This is a genomic window from Streptomyces sp. SL06 (assembly GCF_058244745.1).
Genome location: NZ_JBSYOT010000002.1, coordinates 3,527,183 through 3,543,507, shown reverse-complemented (window position 1 = coordinate 3,543,507; position 16,325 = coordinate 3,527,183). Strand labels below are relative to the sequence as shown.

The 16,325-nt window shown below is 70.9% G+C and carries 11 protein-coding genes; 5 read left to right on the top strand and 6 right to left on the bottom strand.

From position 1 onward, the window contains the following. Nucleotides 1-10 precede the first annotated feature (10 nt). Together AC4IHM_RS16160 and AC4IHM_RS16155 are read right to left on the bottom strand one after the other, a co-directional pair. The gene (locus tag AC4IHM_RS16160) at nucleotides 11-1,360 is read right to left on the bottom strand and encodes a M18 family aminopeptidase (RefSeq protein WP_490867740.1); all 1,350 of its coding nucleotides are present in this window, start codon (nucleotides 1,358-1,360) and stop codon (nucleotides 11-13) included. Nucleotides 1,361-1,458: 98 nt separating this feature from the next. Beyond that, complete coding sequence (locus tag AC4IHM_RS16155; protein WP_490867739.1) at nucleotides 1,459-3,285, bottom strand: acyl-CoA dehydrogenase; 1,827 nt, start codon at nucleotides 3,283-3,285, stop codon at nucleotides 1,459-1,461. A gap of 162 nt (nucleotides 3,286-3,447) precedes the next feature. Here AC4IHM_RS16155 and AC4IHM_RS16150 point away from each other — a divergent pair, with 162 nt between their 5' ends. The 3 genes from AC4IHM_RS16150 (at nucleotide 3,448) to AC4IHM_RS16140 (ending at nucleotide 6,167) form a co-directional block, all read left to right on the top strand. Continuing rightward, complete coding sequence (locus AC4IHM_RS16150; protein WP_490867738.1) at nucleotides 3,448-3,915, top strand: SseB family protein; 468 nt, start codon at nucleotides 3,448-3,450, stop codon at nucleotides 3,913-3,915. A 109-nt stretch (nucleotides 3,916-4,024) separates the two neighbouring features. Continuing rightward, nucleotides 4,025-5,002 carry a pirin family protein gene (locus AC4IHM_RS16145; protein ID WP_490867737.1) on the top strand — a complete coding sequence of 326 codons (978 nt, stop codon included), beginning with the start codon at nucleotides 4,025-4,027 and terminating at the stop codon, nucleotides 5,000-5,002. 97 nt (nucleotides 5,003-5,099) lie between these two features. Continuing rightward, nucleotides 5,100-6,167, top strand: coding sequence for an AI-2E family transporter (locus AC4IHM_RS16140; protein ID WP_490867736.1), 1,068 nt, complete (start codon nucleotides 5,100-5,102; stop codon nucleotides 6,165-6,167). On the opposite strand, the gene AC4IHM_RS16135 is transcribed toward AC4IHM_RS16140, so the two are convergent. Continuing rightward, nucleotides 6,164-8,317 carry a SpoIIE family protein phosphatase gene (locus AC4IHM_RS16135; protein WP_490867735.1) on the bottom strand — a complete coding sequence of 718 codons (2,154 nt, stop codon included), beginning with the start codon at nucleotides 8,315-8,317 and terminating at the stop codon, nucleotides 6,164-6,166. The two genes, AC4IHM_RS16140 and AC4IHM_RS16135, sit on opposite strands and share 4 nt — an antisense overlap. Nucleotides 8,318-8,526: 209 nt before the next feature. Between AC4IHM_RS16135 and aspS the strand changes: the two genes are divergently transcribed. Then, on the top strand, nucleotides 8,527-10,290 hold the full coding sequence (gene aspS / locus AC4IHM_RS16130) for an aspartate--tRNA ligase (RefSeq protein WP_490867734.1): 1,764 nt from the start codon (nucleotides 8,527-8,529) through the stop codon (nucleotides 10,288-10,290). A gap of 57 nt (nucleotides 10,291-10,347) precedes the next feature. Here aspS and AC4IHM_RS16125 read toward each other — a convergent pair whose 3' ends face one another. From AC4IHM_RS16125 to AC4IHM_RS16115, 3 genes are all read right to left on the bottom strand, one after another. Beyond that, nucleotides 10,348-10,713, bottom strand: coding sequence for a PH domain-containing protein (locus AC4IHM_RS16125; RefSeq protein WP_490867733.1), 366 nt, complete (start codon nucleotides 10,711-10,713; stop codon nucleotides 10,348-10,350). Nucleotides 10,714-10,815: 102 nt separating this feature from the next. Further along, entirely contained in the window at nucleotides 10,816-12,432 is a 1,617-nt protein-coding gene (gene metG / locus AC4IHM_RS16120) for a methionine--tRNA ligase (protein WP_490867732.1), read from the bottom strand. 102 nt (nucleotides 12,433-12,534) lie between these two features. Continuing rightward, on the bottom strand, nucleotides 12,535-13,965 hold the full coding sequence (locus AC4IHM_RS16115; RefSeq protein ID WP_490867731.1) for a VWA domain-containing protein: 1,431 nt from the start codon (nucleotides 13,963-13,965) through the stop codon (nucleotides 12,535-12,537). Between the two features lie 265 nt (nucleotides 13,966-14,230). Here AC4IHM_RS16115 and AC4IHM_RS16110 point away from each other — a divergent pair, with 265 nt between their 5' ends. Continuing rightward, on the top strand, nucleotides 14,231-16,309 hold the full coding sequence (locus tag AC4IHM_RS16110; protein WP_490867730.1) for a PhoX family protein: 2,079 nt from the start codon (nucleotides 14,231-14,233) through the stop codon (nucleotides 16,307-16,309). Nucleotides 16,310-16,325 lie beyond the last annotated feature (16 nt).

Below are 16,325 nucleotides of genomic sequence, written 5' to 3'. Positions count from 1 at the left end.
GCTCGGGACCTCAGCCCTGGAGGAACGCCACCAGCGCGTTCGCGAGCAGGTACGGGTCGTCGGCGCCGCACAACTCCCGGGCGCTGTGCATGGAGAGGATGGCCGCGCCGATGTCGACGGTGCTGATGCCGTGCCGGGCCGCGGTGATGGGGCCGATGGTGGTGCCGCAGGGCATGGAGTTGTTGGAGACGAAGGTCTGGAAGGGGACGCCGGCCTTCTCGCACGCGGCGGCGAACACCGCGCGCCCCGAACCGTCCGTGGCGTAGCGGTTGTTGACGTTGACCTTGAGGATGGGGCCGCCGTTGGCGCGCGGCTGGTGCGTCGGGTCGTGCCGCTCGGGGTAGTTGGGGTGGACGGCGTGGCCCGTGTCGGAGGACAGGCACACGGTGCCGGCGAAGGCCCTGGCCCGGTCCTCGTACGAGCCGCCGCGCGCGAACACCGAGCGCTCCAGCACGCCGCCGAGGAGCGGGCCGTCGGCGCCGGTGTCCGACTGGGAGCCGGTCTCCTCGTGGTCGAAGGCGGCGAGGACGGGGATGTGGGTCAGGTCCGTGCCGGGGGCCGCGGCGGCGGTCAGGGCGGCCACCCCGGCGTGCACCGACAGCAGGTTGTCCATGCGCGGTCCGGCCACGAGTTCCTGGTCGCGGCCCAGGTACGCCGGTGGCTCCACGGAGTGGGTCATCAGATCCCAGCCGGTGACCTCGCCGCGGGCCAGGCCCGTCTCCTCCTCGATGAAGGCGATCAGGTCGCCGTCGCGCACGGTGTCGCTCAGGCCCCAGACGGGCTGGAGATGGCGCTGCTTGTCGAGCTTGAGGCCCTCGGCGGACACATTGCGGTCCATGTGGATGGCGAGTTGCGGCACGCGCAGCAGCGGGCGGTCGACGTTGACCAGGCGGGTGGAGCCGTCGCGCAGCGAGAGCCGGCCGGCCAGGCCCAGGTCGCGGTCGAGCCAGGAGTTCAGCAGCGGGCCGCCGTAGATCTCCACGGCGATCTGGCGCCAGCCGTGGGCCCCGGTGTCGGGGCGCGGCTTCACACGCAGGTTGGGGGAGTCGGTGTGCGCGCCGACGATCCGGAAGGGGGTGTGCGGCTCGGCGCCCTCGGGGACGTACCAGGCCACGATCGCGCCGCCGCGCAGCACGTACGAGCCGCCGGTCGTCCCTTCCCAGGCGTCCGTCTCCGCGACCCGGCGGAAGCCGGCCTTCTCCAGCCGCTCGGCGGCGCTCGCCACCGCGTGGTACGGCGTCGGGCTCGCCGCCAGGAAGGACATCAGGTCGTCGGTGTGGCCGCGGTCGAAGGTGAGGGGGGCGCGCGCAGCGCTCCGTGCGGGGGCGGCGGCGGTGGACGGGCGGGAGGGTGCGCTCATGGTGTTCACCTTAACGACGTACGAGGGCCCGCCTCCCGTCTGCCGGGAGCGGGCCCTCGCGCGGGCGTGCAGGGGACGCCGGGAGCCGTGGGAGGTGGCTAGAAGGCCGCCTCGTCCAGCTCCATCAGGTCCAGCTCGACGCCCTGGGCGACCTTGCGGGCCAGGGTGACGCCGGGCAGGACGTTGGCCGCGAAGAACTTCGCCGCGGCGATCTTGCCGGTGTAGAAGGCCTTGTCCTTGGCGGAGGCGGTCGGCAGCTTCTCGGCGGCGACGGCGGCGCCCTTGAGGAGCAGATAGCCGACGATCACGTCACCGGAGGCGAGCAGCAGGCGGGTGGTGTTCAGCCCGACCTTGTAGATGTTCTTGACGTCCTGCTCGGTGGCGGCGAGGTCGGTGAGCATGAGGCCGACGATGGCCTCCAGCTCGACGGCGGCCTTGGCCAGGTGCTCGCGGGCGCCGGACAGCTCCTCGCCGCCGGTGGCGAGGGCGAGGAACTTCTTGATGTCCTCGGCGAGCGAGTTCAGCGCGGCGCCCTGATTGCGGACGATCTTCCGGAAGAAGTAGTCCTGGCCCTGGATCGCCGTGGTGCCCTCGTACAGGGTGTCGATCTTGGCGTCGCGGATGTACTGCTCGATCGGGTACTCCTGGAGGAAGCCGGAGCCGCCGAAGGTCTGGAGCGACTGGGCGAGCTGCTCGTAGGCCTTCTCCGAGCCGTAGCCCTTGACGATCGGCAGGAGCAGGTCGTTGAGGGCGTGCTCGGTGGCCGCGTCCTCGCCGCCCGCCTCCTTGACCTGGATCTCGTCCTGGACGGAGGCGGTGTACATCACCAGCGCGCGCATGCCCTCGGCGTACGCCTTCTGCGTCATCAGCGAGCGGCGCACGTCGGGGTGGTGGGTGATGGTGACCTTGGGCGCGGCCTTGTCCATGAAGTTGGCCAGGTCGGGGCCCTGGACGCGCTCCTTGGCGTACTCCAGGGCGTTGAGGTAGCCCGTGGAGAGGGTGGAGATCGCCTTCGTGCCGACCATCATGCGGGCGAACTCGATGATGCGGAACATCTGGCGGATGCCGTCGTGCTTGTCGCCGATCAGCCAGCCCTTGGCGGGGTGGCGGTCGCCGAAGGTCATCTCGCAGGTGTTGGAGGCCTTCAGGCCCATCTTGTGCTCGACGTTGGTGGCGTAGACGCCGTTGCGCTCGCCCAGCTCGCCGGTCTCGAAGTCGAACTCGTACTTCGGGACGAGGAAGAGGGACAGGCCCTTGGTGCCGGGTCCCGCGCCCTCGGGGCGGGCGAGGACGTAGTGGAGGATGTTCTCCGACATGTCGTGCTCGCCGGACGTGATGAAGCGCTTGACGCCCTCGATGTGCCAGGAGCCGTCCTCCTGCCGGACGGCCCTGGTGCGGCCGGCGCCAACGTCCGAGCCGGCGTCCGGCTCGGTGAGCACCATGGTGGAGCCCCACTGTTTCTCGACGGCGACCGAGGCGATGTGCTTCTGGACCTCGTTGCCCTCCTCGAAGAGGATGCCCGCGAAGGCGGGGCCGGAGGAGTACATCCACACGGCCGGGTTGGCGCCGAGGATCAGCTCCGCGTAGGCCCAGATCAGGGAGCGCGGCGAGGTGGTGCCGCCGATCTCCTCGGGCAGGCCGAGGCGCCAGTACTCGGAGTCCATGAAGGCCTGGTAGCTCTTCTTGAAGGATGCCGGGACCGGCGCGGTGCTGGTCTGCGGGTCGAAGACCGGCGGGTTGCGGTCGGCGTCGGCGAAGGACTCGGCCAGCTCGTTCTCCGAGAGGCGGGTCAGCTCCTCCAGGACGCTTCTGGCGGTGTCCGTGTCCATCTCCGCGAACGGGCCCGTGCCGTACACCTTGTCACGGCCGAGTACCTCGAAGAGGTTGAACTCGATGTCGCGGAGATTCGGCTTGTAGTGCCCCATGGCGATGGCTCCGTTGAGAGATCGGCGAGGCACTGACTCCTCGCATCCGTACACATACCGACTACACGTACCAGGTAGTAGCTCCGATGATGCTACCCGTCGGTAATAAGTGGCAACCCCGAGCCGGACATCTGTGACCCGTTACTCGTTACGCTGTGCGGCATGTACGGCTACGACCAGACCGCGGGTCCTCAGCAGCAGCAGTACGCTCCGCCGCAGCAGCCGATGTCCGGCGGATACGGGCAGCAGCCGCCGCTGTACCCCGAGCCGTCCCCGCCCTCGCTCGCGGACGCGGTGCGCGCCTTCACCACCGGGCAGATGTCCGCCGAGGACTTCCAGCAGGTCTTCGCGACCTCGAAGGTGTACTGCCCGCGCGGCGACAACCCCGGCTTCCTCGCGCTGCACAACACCCAGCAGCCGGTGATCCCGATGTTCACGGGCCTCAAGGAGCTGCGCCGGTACGCGGGCAAGGAGTCCAAGTACTTCGTGATCACCGGCGCGGAGGTGATCGACCTGCTGCCCACCGGGTACGGCTTCGTCCTGGACATGGAGGGCGAGCATCGGATGGTGTTCGACGCGAAGGCCGTCGAACAAATGGTCGATTTCGCGATGCGCCGCATGTATGGCTAGGGGTCCCCGCTTCGTGAGCCCGGAGGGAATGCCCTCCGGGCTTTCTCGGTTTGGGATGGTAAGAAGTTCAACGCTCAACTAAAATGGGCGTACCCGAGGAGGTACCCACATGCCCGCAGTGACCGTCGAGAACCCGTTGACGCTGCCCCGCGTATCCGCACCCGCCGACGCCGTCGCACGCCCCGTGCTCGCCGTCACGACCGCGCCCAGCGGCTTCGAGGGCGAGGGGTTCCCGGTGCGCCGGGCGTTCATGGGAATCAACCACCGCCATCTCGACCCGTTCATCCTGATGGACCAGATGGGCGAGGTGGAGTACCAGCCCGGGGAGCCGAAGGGCACGCCCTGGCACCCGCACCGCGGCTTCGAGACCGTCACCTACATCATCGACGGGATCTTCGACCACAAGGACTCCAACGGTGGCGGCGGCACCATCACCAACGGCGACACCCAGTGGATGACGGCCGGCTCGGGCCTGCTGCACATCGAGGCGCCGCCGGAGCAGCTGGTGATGTCCGGCGGCCTCTTCCACGGGCTCCAGCTCTGGGTGAACCTGCCGGCCAGGGACAAGATGATGGCCCCGCGCTACCAGGACATCCGCAGCGGCTCCGTGCAACTTCTCACCTCCCCCGACGGCGGCGCGCTGCTGCGCGTCATCGCCGGTGAGCTGGACGGCCACGAGGGCCCCGGCATCACGCACACGCCGATCACGATGGTCCACGCGACGCTCGCGCCGGGCGCCGAGGTCACCCTCCCCTGGCGGCAGGACTTCAACGGCCTGGCGTACGTCCTCGCGGGCAGGGGCACGGTCGGTGCCGAGCGCCGCCCGGTCCACCTGGGCCAGACCGCCGTCTTCGGCGCCGGCGGCTCGCTGACCGTCCGCGCGGACGACAAGCAGGACGCGCACACCCCGGACCTGGAGGTCGTCCTGCTCGGCGGCCGCCCCATCCGCGAGCCGATGGCCCACTACGGCCCCTTCGTCATGAACACCCGCGAGCAACTGCAGCAGGCCTTCGAGGACTTCCAGAAGGGGCGGCTCGGCACCGTCCCCGCCGTGCACGGGATGACCACGAAGGGTCCGCAGGGCTGATACCGCGCCGGGCCGACGGCGCGCCCTCCCGAAGCCGCCTCACCCGGGCGGGCCGTTCGTGCAGGACAGCTCGTCCGGGGTGTGGTCGGCTGGGGTCGTGGAGTTGCTTCCCGGAGCGGTCCGGCGGTTTGCCGCCTGGTGCGGCGTCGTCCTGCTTGCCAGCGGTGTCGGCTACGTCGCGATCCGGCTGTGTGTCGAGTTCCGCACCGCGGTGACGCCGGCGCTGCTCGCGCTGCTCGGGACCGCTCTGCTGAGGCCGCTGCACGGGCGGCTGGTGAAGGCCCATGTGCAGCGGTCGCTGGCCGCGGGGCTCACGTGCGTCGCCGTCCTGGCCGTGGTCGGCGGCGCCGTGTACGTCGTCGTCTCCGCGCTCGTCGAGACCGGTGACCAGATCATCGCCTCGGTCCGGAGCGCGGCGAGGGGGGTCGCCGACCACTTCGGGGCGGCCGGCACCTCGCTGGACGACATGGCGTCCGACGCGCGCGGGCTGCTGGGCAAGTTCGGCGGCACGGCCGCCTCCGGGGTGGTCACCGGGGTCAGCGTCGTCGGCGAGATGCTGGCCATGGCCGTGCTCGCCCTGCTGCTCGTCTTCTTCTTCCTGCGCGATTCCGACCGGGCCGTCGACACGGTGCGGGCGCTCGTCCCGCAGCGGAGCGCCGACGTGGTCGAGGCCGTGGCCCGGCGGGCGTTCGGGGCCGTCGAGGGGTTCATGCGGGGCACCACGCTCATCGCCCTCATCGACGCCGTCTGCATCACCGTCGGGCTGCTCGTCCTGTGCGTCCCCGGCGCGGTCGGGCTCGGCGCGCTGGTCTTCGTCGGCGCCTACATCCCGTATCTCGGCGCGTTCATCTCCGGGACCGTCGCCGTGCTGGTCGCGCTGGCCGACCGGGGGCTCGTCATCGCGCTGTGGGCCCTCGGCGTGGTCCTTGCCGTGCAGGTGCTGGAGGGACATGTGCTCCAGCCGGTGATCCAGAGCCGTACCGTGCAGATGCACCCGGCCATCGTGCTGTTGGCGCTCACCGCGGGGGCGTCGGTGGCGGGCATCCTGGGGATGCTCCTCGCCGTTCCCCTGACCGCCGCGGCGTTCGGGGTCGTGCACGAACTCCAGGGGCGTTACGCGGGCTCGGGGGCGTCCGCGGAGCCGCCGCCGTCCCCGCCTTCCTAGGCGTCGTCCTGCGGGTCGTCCTGGGGGTCGTCCGCCGGGCGGGGGGACTCGTAGACCTCGTACCAGATGCTCTTGCCCTTGCCGCGCGGTGCGACGCCCCAGGCGTCCGCGAGCAGCCCGATCAGCATCAGGCCGCGTCCGGAGGACGCCATCTCGCCGGGGCGGCGCCTGTGCGGCAGGTCGTCGCCGTTGTCGGTGACCTCCACCCGGATCCGCCGTTCGCCCGGCTCCCCGGCGATCTCGGCGACCAGCAGGGCCTCGGCGTCGGTGTGCACCAGGACGTTCGTCAGCATCTCGGAGAGCAGGAGCACCGCCGCGTCCCGCTGCTCCTCGTTGGGCCAGTCGTGCAGCAGATCGCTCAGATGCTGCCGGGCGATGGCGACCCGCGCGGGCTCGGCCTGGGCGACCGTCAGCATCGTGCGGCGCACCGGGACCGGGGGCGCGGTGCCGTCGCCCTGGTCGCACTCCTCGCTCTGCCGGCGCAGCAGCACCAGGGCGATGTCGTCCTCGCGCCGGTCGGCCAGTGGACCGGTGGTGTGGTGCGAGGAGGGCCCGAGCACGGCCTGGACCAGGGCGTCGGCCAGCTCCTCCAGGCCGCCTTCGTGCTCCTCCAGGACCACGCGCAGGCGGTGCCAGCCGGTCTGCAGATCGTGGCCGCCGGTCTCGACCAGGCCGTCCGTGCACATCATCAGCGTGTCGCCGGGTTCCAGGGCGAGCTGTGTCGTCGGGTAGTCGGAGTCCGGGTCGATGCCGAGGGGCAGCCCGCCCACCGTGGCGAGGATCAGCGCCGTCCCGTCCGCCATGCGCACGACCGGGTCCAGGTGCCCGGCGCGGGCGCTCTCCAAGGTGCCGGTCGCGGGGTCGACCTCGGCGTAGTAGCAGGTCGCGAAGCGCATGTCCCCGGGATCCTCCTCGGACTGGGTCAGCCCGTGGAAGAAGTGGGAGGCACGGGAGAGCACCGCGTCGGGGCGATGGCCCTCCGAGGCGTACGCGCGCAGGGCAATGCGCAGTTGGCCCATCAGTCCGGCCGCCCGTACGTCGTGTCCCTGTACGTCGCCGATGACCAGGGCGAAGCGTCCCCCGGGCAGCGGGATCATGTCGTACCAGTCGCCGCCGACCTGGAGGCCGCCGCCGGTGGGGACATAGCGGGCGGCGATGTCCATGCCGGGGATCTCCGGGCCGAGCACGGGCAGCATGGTGCGCTGCAGCCCGTCGGTCAGCTCCCGCTGGGTCTCGGCGGCGCCCGCCCGGGAGAGGGCCTGCGCCAGCATCCGCGCCACGGTGGTCAGCACCGACCGCTCGTCCGGCGTGAAGGCGACCGGGTAGGCGAAGGCGGCCAGCCACGCGCCCATGGTGCGGCCCGCCACGGTCAGCGGCAGATAGGCCCAGGAACGGCGGCCGAAGCGTTCGGCGAGCGGCCAGGTGGTGGGGTAGCGGGACCGGTACTGCCGGGGCGAGGAGAGGTAGACGGCGCGGCCGGTGCGGACCACCTCGGCGGCCGGGTAGTCGGTGTCCAGGGGCATGTCCACGAACGCGTTGGCGTCGCTCTCCTCCTGCCCGTGGTGGCCGACGACCGTCAGCCGGTCGCCCGAGACCCCGAACACCGCGAGGCCGTCCGGGGAGAACCCCGGCATCGACAGCCCCGCCGCGACCCGCAGCACCTCCTCGGTGGAGCGCGCCTCGGCCAGTGCCCGGCCCGCGTCCAGCAGGAAGGCCTCCCGCGAGCGGCGCCAGTCGCCGGTGACCGCGCTGCGCCCGGCGGGCGTGCCGGGCCTCGGCTCGGTGACCTCCTGGAGGGTGCCGGTCAGCTCGTACGCCTTGCGCGCGGGGTCGAAGGACGGCTTGGAGCGGCTGCGCACGACGCGGACGATGTGGCCCCGCTCGTCCATGATCCGGATCCGGACCTCGGCGAGGGTGCCCTCGGCGACGGCGAGCTGGATCACCCCGGTGATCTCGTTCCAGTCCACCGGGTGCAGCCGGGCCCGCACCTGCGACTCGGTGAGACAAGCCCGTTCCGCGGGCAGCCCCAGCAGACGGGCGGCCTCCGCGTCGACGGTGACCTCTCCCGCGGCGGTGTCCCAGTGCCACAGGCCGGTCGCGAGAGCGACAAGGACGTCCCCCACGTCGCCAAGGGGCTCACCAGTGCGCATTGCCCCACTGTAAGAAGAGGTGATCGCAGGCTGCCACCGGTCGCTCCGGCGGCGACGGCACGTCCGCGGCACGTTTGCGGCACGTCTGCGGCGGGTCCGTGCCGCGTCCGCGGCGGGTCAATGGGGACGAAGGCAGCGGTGCCTGCCCGGTACGCTGGGGGTGTTTCACGTGAAACACCCCCCGATCCGCGAAGGCTGGATGAACGACGATGCATCGGTACAGGTCCCACACCTGCGGCGAGCTACGCTCGACTGACGTTGGCACCGACGTCCGACTGAGTGGCTGGCTGCACAATCGGCGCGACCTGGGCGGCATCCTCTTCATCGATCTGCGCGATCACTACGGCATCACGCAGCTCGTCGCCCGCCCCGGCACCGAGGCGTACGAGGCCCTGGACAAGCTGACCAAGGAATCGACCGTTCGTGTCGACGGCAAGGTCGTCTCCCGGGGTGCCGAGAACATCAACCCCGACCTGCCCACCGGCGAGATCGAGGTCGAGGTGGGCGAGGTCGAGCTGCTCGGCGCCGCCCAGCCGCTGCCCTTCACCATCAACACCGAGGACGGGGTCAACGAGGAGCGGCGTCTGGAGTACCGCTTCCTGGACCTGCGCCGCGAGCGCATGCACCGCAACATCATGCTGCGTACGTCGGTCATCTCCGCCATCCGCAGCAAGATGGTGGCCCTCGGCTTCAACGAGATGGCGACGCCGATCCTCACCGCCACCTCCCCCGAGGGCGCCCGCGACTTCGTGGTCCCCTCCCGTCTGCACGCGGGCCGCTTCTACGCGCTCCCCCAGGCACCGCAGCAGTTCAAGCAACTGCTGATGATCTCCGGCTTCGACCGGTACTTCCAGATCGCGCCCTGTTTCCGCGACGAGGACGCCCGCGCCGACCGCTCGCCGGGCGAGTTCTACCAGCTCGACGTCGAGATGAGCTTCGTCGAGCAGGAGGATGTCTTCCAGCCGGTCGAGCGGCTGATGACGGAGCTGTTCACGGAGTTCGGCAACGGCCGTGAGGTCACGTCCCCCTTCCCGCGGATCCCGTTCCGCGAGGCGATGCTGAAGTACGGCTCCGACAAGCCGGACCTGCGCGCCAAGCTGGAGCTTGTCGACATCACCGATGTCTTCGAGGGCTCGGCGTTCAAGGCCTTCGCCGGCAAGCACGTGCGCGCGCTGCCCGTGCCGGACGTCGCCTCCCAGCCCCGCAGGTTCTTCGACCAGCTTGGCGACTACGCCGTCTCGCAGGGCGCCAAGGGCCTGGCCTGGGTCCGCGTCGGCGAGGACGGGGCGCTGACCGGCCCGATCGCGAAGTTCCTCACCGAGGAGAACGTCGCGGAGCTGACCAAGCGCCTCGCCCTGGCCCCCGGCCACGCCGTGTTCTTCGGCGCCGGCGAGTTCGACGAGGTCTCGAAGATCATGGGCGCGGTGCGGGTCGAGGCCGCCCAGCGCGCCGGACACTTCGAGGAGAACGTCTTCCGCTTCTGCTGGATCGTCGACTTCCCGATGTACGAGAAGGACGAGGAGACGGGGAAGATCGACTTCTCCCACAACCCCTTCTCGATGCCGCAGGGCGGCATGGAGGCCCTGGAGAACCAGGACCCGCTGGACATCCTGGCCTGGCAGTACGACATCGTCTGCAACGGCGTCGAGCTGTCCTCCGGCGCCATCCGGAACCATGAGCCGGACATCATGCTGAAGGCCTTCGAGATCGCGGGCTACGACGCGGAGACCGTCGAGCGCGAGTTCGCCGGTATGCTGCGCGCCTTCCGCTTCGGCGCCCCGCCGCACGGCGGCATCGCCCCCGGCGTCGACCGCATCGTCATGCTGCTGGCCGACGAGCCCAACATCCGCGAGACCATCGCCTTCCCGCTCAACGGCAACGCCCAGGACCTGATGATGGGCGCCCCGACCGAGCTGGACGAGTCCCGGCTCAGGGAGCTGCACCTGACGGTGCGCAAGCCGCAGCCGAAGTAGCCGACGCGGCACAGGGGCCCGGCACCGATCACGGTGCCGGGCCCCTGTGTGCGCGGTCTAACGCGCCACGAACTGGGTCAGGATCGCCTGGACCTCGTAGATGTCGACGCCCTTGGTGAAGGTCTTCTCGACCGGGGTCGGGGTGCCGGAGATCCAGATCTTCAGCTCCGCGTCGAGATCGAAGTGGCCGGCCGTCTCGACCGCGAAGTGCGTGATGCTCCGGTACGGGATGGAGTGGTACTCCGTCTTCTTGCCGGTGATGCCCTGCTTGTCGATCAGGATCAGCCGCCGGTCGGTGAACAGTATGGTGTCGCGGATCAGCAGATACGCGGCGTGCACCTGCTCGCCGTGGCCGAGCAGACGCGCGTACTCCTGCTGGGCCTGGGCCGGGTCGATGCTGTGCGCGTTGCCGAACAGTGCCATGGAAGATCCCCCCACGTGAGCTGGCTGCGGGTCCGATCCTCGCAAAGCGGGGGGCCCGGGAGAAGGCCTGCCCTCCCCGGGCCCCGTGCTGTGGCGAGCGTGTTACGCGGTCGGCTTCTCTTCGAGACGGGGGAAGAGGACCGCGCCCTTGGTGATCGTCGAGCCGGTCGGGAGTCGGCCCCAGTGGGCCGAGTCCTGGATCCTCTGGTCCGCGAGGGCGCCGAGGGAGGTCTCGGCGCCGAGGGAGGTCCAGAGCTTCTGGGAGGTGTCCGGCATGATCGGGTTCAGCAGGACCGCGACGGCGCGGAGCGACTCGGCGGCCGTGTAGAGGATCGTCGCCAGGCGGGCCCTGCCCTCCGGGGAGTCGTCCTTGGCGACCTTCCAGGGTTCCTGCTCGGTGATGTAGCCGTTGACCTGCTTGACGAAGTCGAAGACGGCGAGGATGCCGCCCTGGAAGTCCAGCTCCTCACCGATCTTGCGGTCGGACTCCGTGACGGCCCTGGTCAGACCGGCGTGGATCGCCTTCTCCGCGTCCCCGTCGGCCGTCGAGGCCGGCAGCTCGCCGCCGAAGTACTTGTTGACCATGGCGGCCACGCGGGAGGCGAGGTTGCCGTAGTCGTTGGCCAGCTCGCTGGTGTAGCGGGCGGAGAAGTCCTCCCAGGAGAACGAGCCGTCCTGGCCGAACGCGATCGCGCGCAGGAAGTACCAGCGGTACGCGTCCACGCCGAAGTGCGAGGTCAGGTCCTGCGGCTTGATGCCGGTCAGGTTGGACTTGCTCATCTTCTCGCCGCCGACCATCAGCCAGCCGTTCGCGGCGATCTTCCCGGGCAGGGGGAGGCCCTGCGCCATCAGCATGGCCGGCCAGATGATCGCGTGGAAGCGGAGGATGTCCTTGCCGACCAGGTGCACGTCGGCGGGGAACGTCGACTCGAACTTCTCCGGGTTCTCGTTGTACCCGACCGCCGTGGCGTAGTTCAGCAGGGCGTCGACCCATACGTAGATGACGTGCTTGTCGTCCCAGGGGACCGGCACGCCCCAGTCGAAGGTCGAGCGGGAGATGGAGAGGTCCTGGAGGCCCTGGCGGACGAAGTTCACGACCTCGTTGCGCGCGGACTCGGGCTGGATGAAGCCCGGGTTGGCCTCGTAGTGGGCGAGCAGCTTCTCGCTGTACTCGCTCAGCTTGAAGAAGTAGTTCTCCTCGCTGAGGATCTCGACCGGCTTCTTGTGGATCGGGCACAGCTTCTGGCCCGCGTACTCGCCCTCGCCGTCGAGCAGCTCGCCGGGGAGCTTGTACTCCTCGCAGCCCACGCAGTACGGGCCCTCGTAGCCGCCCTTGTAGATCTCGCCCTTGTCGTACAGGTCCTGCACGAACTCCTGGACGCGGTCGGTGTGCCGCTTCTGCGTGGTGCGGATGAAGTCGTCGTTCGCGATCTCCAGGTGCTCCCACAGGGGCTTCCAGGCCTCGGTGACGAGCTTGTCGGCCCAGGCCTGCGGGGTGACCCCGTTGGCCTCGGCCGTGCGCATGATCTTCTGACCGTGCTCGTCCGTGCCGGTGAGGTACCACACCTTCTCGCCGCGCTGGCGGTGCCAGCGGGTGAGCACGTCGCCTGCGACGGTCGTATAGGCGTGGCCCAGGTGAGGAGCGTCGTTGACGTAGTAGATGGGGGTCGAGACGTAGTACGCCTTCGCCCCCTGCTTCTCGGTTCCAGTGGCCGCCATGGTCGAAATCCTACTGGTCCGGCGGAGGTCGGCTCACACGCGTTTCGGGGGGTGGACCGGGGGTGGTTCCCCGGCGCACCCCCCGACGGGCGGCGGTGGTGCCTACGGCCGCCAGGAGGCGAGTACGCCCTCGTACAGCTCCGTGTCGGTCAGCTCCTTGGGGGTCTCGCCGGCCAGGAAGTGGGACGCGTTGCCCGTCTTGAGCTTGCGGAGGTAGTCGAAGGCCTTGTTCTCCGGGTCACCGAAGGCGACGAAGGAGAAGTGGACGTTCGGGTGGTTCGCCGCCGCGTCCGTGAGGGACTGGGTGGCGGGGGTCTTGGCGTCGGGGGCGCCGTCCGTCTGGAAGATCACCAGGGCGGGGGTGCCGGGGGCTTCCTTCGCGTGGTGGGCGAGGACCGCTTCCACGGCGGCGTGGTAGCTGGTGCGGCCCATGCGGCCGAGCGCTGCGTGCAGCTCGTCGATCTTGTTCTCGTGGTGGGTGAGGGTGAGGTCGCCGGTGCCGTCCACTTCCGTGGAGAAGAACGTGACGTGGACCGTGGCCTCGGGGTCCAGGTGGGCGGCGAGGGCGAGGGTCTGCTCGGCGAGGGCCTGGGCGGAGCCGTCCTTGTAGTACGGGCGCATGGAGGCGGAGCGGTCGAGGACGAGGTGGACCTTGGCGCGGGTGCCGGTGAGGTTGTGGGTCTTGAGGGCGGTGGCGGCGGCCTTGTAGGCGGTGGTGAGGCCGGGGGCGTCGGAGTGGAGGCGGGCGGCGGGGGTGGCGGGGTGCGGGTCCGTCGCCGGTTGCGGGGACGCCTCGGCTTCGCCTTCGGCGGGTGTGTTCCCACCCGCACCACCCGTGCGGGATTCGTTGTCGGGTGCGGGTGGCCCCTGTGGGGCTTCCTCGCCGTCGGCGGCCGCGGGTTCGGCTGCCGCCTGGGGCTCCGGGGCGGGGGTCGGCTCCGGTTCCGAGGTCGGCTCGGGCTCCGCCTCGGGGGTCGGGGCCGGGTCCGGAGCCGGGTCCGCTTCGGCGGTCGGCTGGGGCTCCGCTTCCGGGGTGGGGTCCGGCTCCGCCTCGGGGGTCGGGTCGGGGTCCGGGGTCGGAGCCGCTTCGAGGGTCGGGGCCGGGTCCGCTTCGGGGGTCGGGGTCGGGGCCGAGTCCGGTTCGGGAGTCGGCCGGGGCTCTGCCTCGGGCTCCGTCGCGGGGGTCGGGTCCGCTTCCCGGGTCGGCTCGGACTCCGCCGCGGGGGTCGGGTCCGGGTCCGTTGCCGGACTCGGGGCCGGTTCCGTGGTGGGCTTGGGGGGTGTGACGTTGGTGAAGGCGGCCTTGACGAGGTCGTGTTCGTCGGTGGTGCGGGGCTCGGGGACCTGGGGGTCCGTGGCCTCCGGCCGGTCCGGGGCCTCGGTGGGCTCCGGGGGTGCGGTGGGCTGGGACGGGAGCTTCGGCTCCGGCGCGGTGGCCGGCGGTGCCGTCTCCTGCGCCGCACCCTCCGCCGGGGCGGCCTGTTCTTTGCGTGACCGGCCGAACGCGTTCCGCAGGAGAGTGAGAATGCCCATGTGCGCAACCCTTCGCGTGAGTTGGTGCCCGTGAATCCCTGGCCAGGACGGACACGTAAGGTTAGCGGCCCCGGCTTGTGATCTTGTGCAGGGTCTGCCATGAAAGCCCGGGTGCGTCAAGGGGACAACGAGACGCCCTGCCGATTCCCCTCCGGCCGCCGCGGATTCACCCGCCGTTCACCGCGGCGCCCGGCCCCGGCACGGATGTGCACCTACGGTCGCGCTGACACCAACGACACGCAAGGGTTTCTCGGAGGAGAACACTGTGCGCAAGCTGCTGCCGTCGATCGCAACGCCCTCCGGTCCGCATTCCGGCGGTCGATCCGCCATGACCTGCCGTTTCCGGTGCGGTGACGCCTGTTTCCACCAGGCGCCCAACACCAGCTCCAACGAGTACGCCGGCGACGTGATCGCCGGTGCGCTCAGCCGCCGCTCCATGATGCGGGCCGCCGCCGTCGTCACCGTGGCCGCGGCGGGCGCCGGGACCGCGGTCGTGGCGGGGGCGCCGTCGGCGCAGGCCGCGCCGGCGACCGGCAAGGGGCACGGGAAGGACCCCGAACCCCGGGGCGCGCGCGGGCTGCGGTTCACGCCCGTCGCGCCCAACACCGACGACACCGTCACCGTCCCGGCGGGATACCGGCAGGACGTGGTGATCCGCTGGGGCGAGCCCGTGCTGCGCGGTGCGCCCGCCTTCGACGCGGAGCACCAGACGGCCGCGGCCCAGGCCGGACAGTTCGGGTACAACAACGACTACCTCGCGCTGCTGCCGGTGCCCGGCGAGCGCGACCGGCAGCTCCTCGTCGCCAACCACGAGTACACCGACGAGGTGCTCATGTTCCGCGGCTACGACCCCGAGAACCCCACGCGCGAGCAGGTCGAGATCGCCTGGGCCGCGCACGGGCTCTCGGTCGTCGCCGTCCAGGAGGAGCGCCGCGGCGGGCGGCTGACGCCCGTGTCCCGGCACCGCCTCAACCGGCGCGTCACCGCGACGACCGAGTTCCGGCTGACCGGGCCCGCCGCCGGATCCGACCTGGTGAAGACCTCCGCCGACCGCACCGGCCGCAAGGTCCTCGGCACCCTCAACAACTGCTCCGGCGGCACCACCCCGTGGGGCACGACGCTGCACGGCGAGGAGAACTTCAACCAGTACTTCGCAGGCGGCACCCGGGAGACGGACCGGCGCTACGGCATCGGTGCCGGCGCCAGCGAGCGCAAGTGGGAGCGGTTCGACAGGCGGTTCGACGCCGCCCGGGAGCCCAACGAGGTGCACCGCTTCGGGTACGTCGTCGAACTCGACCCGTACGACCCCGACTCCACGCCCCGCAAGCACACCCTGCTCGGCCGCTTCAAGCACGAGGCCGCGACCGTGCGGCTGACCCGCGACGGACGCCCGGTCGTCTACACCGGCGACGACGAGCGGTTCGACTACTTCTACAAGTTCGTCGGCAGCAAGCGGATGCGGCACGGCAGCGGCCGGGGCGTGCGCGAGCACAACCTGTCGCTGCTCGACGAGGGCACCCTCTACGTCGCCGGACTCAGCGGCGACTCCCCGGCGACCGAGATCGACGGCTCGGGCACGCTGCCGAGCGACGGCGAGTTCGACGGCAGCGGACGCTGGATCCCGCTGGTCACCGCCACCGCGCACGGCGCCGTCTCGCACATCGAGGGCATGACAGCCGAGGAGGTCTGCGTCTTCACCCGGCTCGCCGGCGACCGGGCGGGCGCCACGAAGATGGACCGCCCCGAGGACATCGAGCCGTCCCCGCGGACCGGCAAGGTGTATGTCGCCCTCACCAACAACACCAGCCGCGGGGTCGGTTCGGACGCCGGGGCGGACGAGGCCAACCCGCGCAACGCCAACAAGCACGGCCACATCCTGGAGCTGACCGAGCGCGGCAACCGGGCCGAGAGCACGACGTTCGCCTGGTCGCTGTTCCTGGTGGCCGGCGACCCGGAGGACCCGGCGACCTACTTCGCGGGCTTCCCCAAGGACCGGGTCAGCCCCATCTCCTGCCCCGACAACGTCGCCTTCGACGACCACGGCAATCTGTGGATCTCCACCGACGGCAACGCGCTCGGCACCCACGACGGCCTCTTCGGGGTGGCGACGAAGGGGGACAGGCGCGGGGAGCTGAAGCAGTTCCTGACCGTGCCGACCGGCGCGGAGACCTGCGGTCCGCTCGTCCAGGACCGGCGCGTGCTGGTCGCCGTGCAGCACCCGGGCGAGGTCGACGGCGCCTGCGTGGAGAAGCCGGCCAGCACCTGGCCCGACGGGCCCGGCAGGATCGTGCGCCCGGCGGTCGTCGCCGTGTGGCGCGCGGACGGCGGCGGCATCGGCGTCTGAGCCCGCGGCGCGTCGT

What these genes read in the sequence shown, in the direction of transcription:
- AC4IHM_RS16155 (WP_490867739.1), bottom strand. Translation starts at nt 3,285, where the DNA reads ATGGGGCACTACAAGCCGAATCTCCGCGACATCGAGTTCAACCTCTTC.
- AC4IHM_RS16145 (WP_490867737.1), top strand. Translation starts at nt 4,025, where the DNA reads ATGCCCGCAGTGACCGTCGAGAACCCGTTGACGCTGCCCCGCGTATCC.
- AC4IHM_RS16115 (WP_490867731.1), bottom strand. Translation starts at nt 13,965, where the DNA reads ATGGGCATTCTCACTCTCCTGCGGAACGCGTTCGGCCGGTCACGCAAA.
- AC4IHM_RS16160 (WP_490867740.1), bottom strand. Translation starts at nt 1,360, where the DNA reads ATGAGCGCACCCTCCCGCCCGTCCACCGCCGCCGCCCCCGCACGGAGC.
- metG (WP_490867732.1), bottom strand. Translation starts at nt 12,432, where the DNA reads ATGGCGGCCACTGGAACCGAGAAGCAGGGGGCGAAGGCGTACTACGTC.
- AC4IHM_RS16150 (WP_490867738.1), top strand. Translation starts at nt 3,448, where the DNA reads ATGTACGGCTACGACCAGACCGCGGGTCCTCAGCAGCAGCAGTACGCT.
- AC4IHM_RS16135 (WP_490867735.1), bottom strand. Translation starts at nt 8,317, where the DNA reads ATGCGCACTGGTGAGCCCCTTGGCGACGTGGGGGACGTCCTTGTCGCT.
- AC4IHM_RS16125 (WP_490867733.1), bottom strand. Translation starts at nt 10,713, where the DNA reads ATGGCACTGTTCGGCAACGCGCACAGCATCGACCCGGCCCAGGCCCAG.
- aspS (WP_490867734.1), top strand. Translation starts at nt 8,527, where the DNA reads ATGCATCGGTACAGGTCCCACACCTGCGGCGAGCTACGCTCGACTGAC.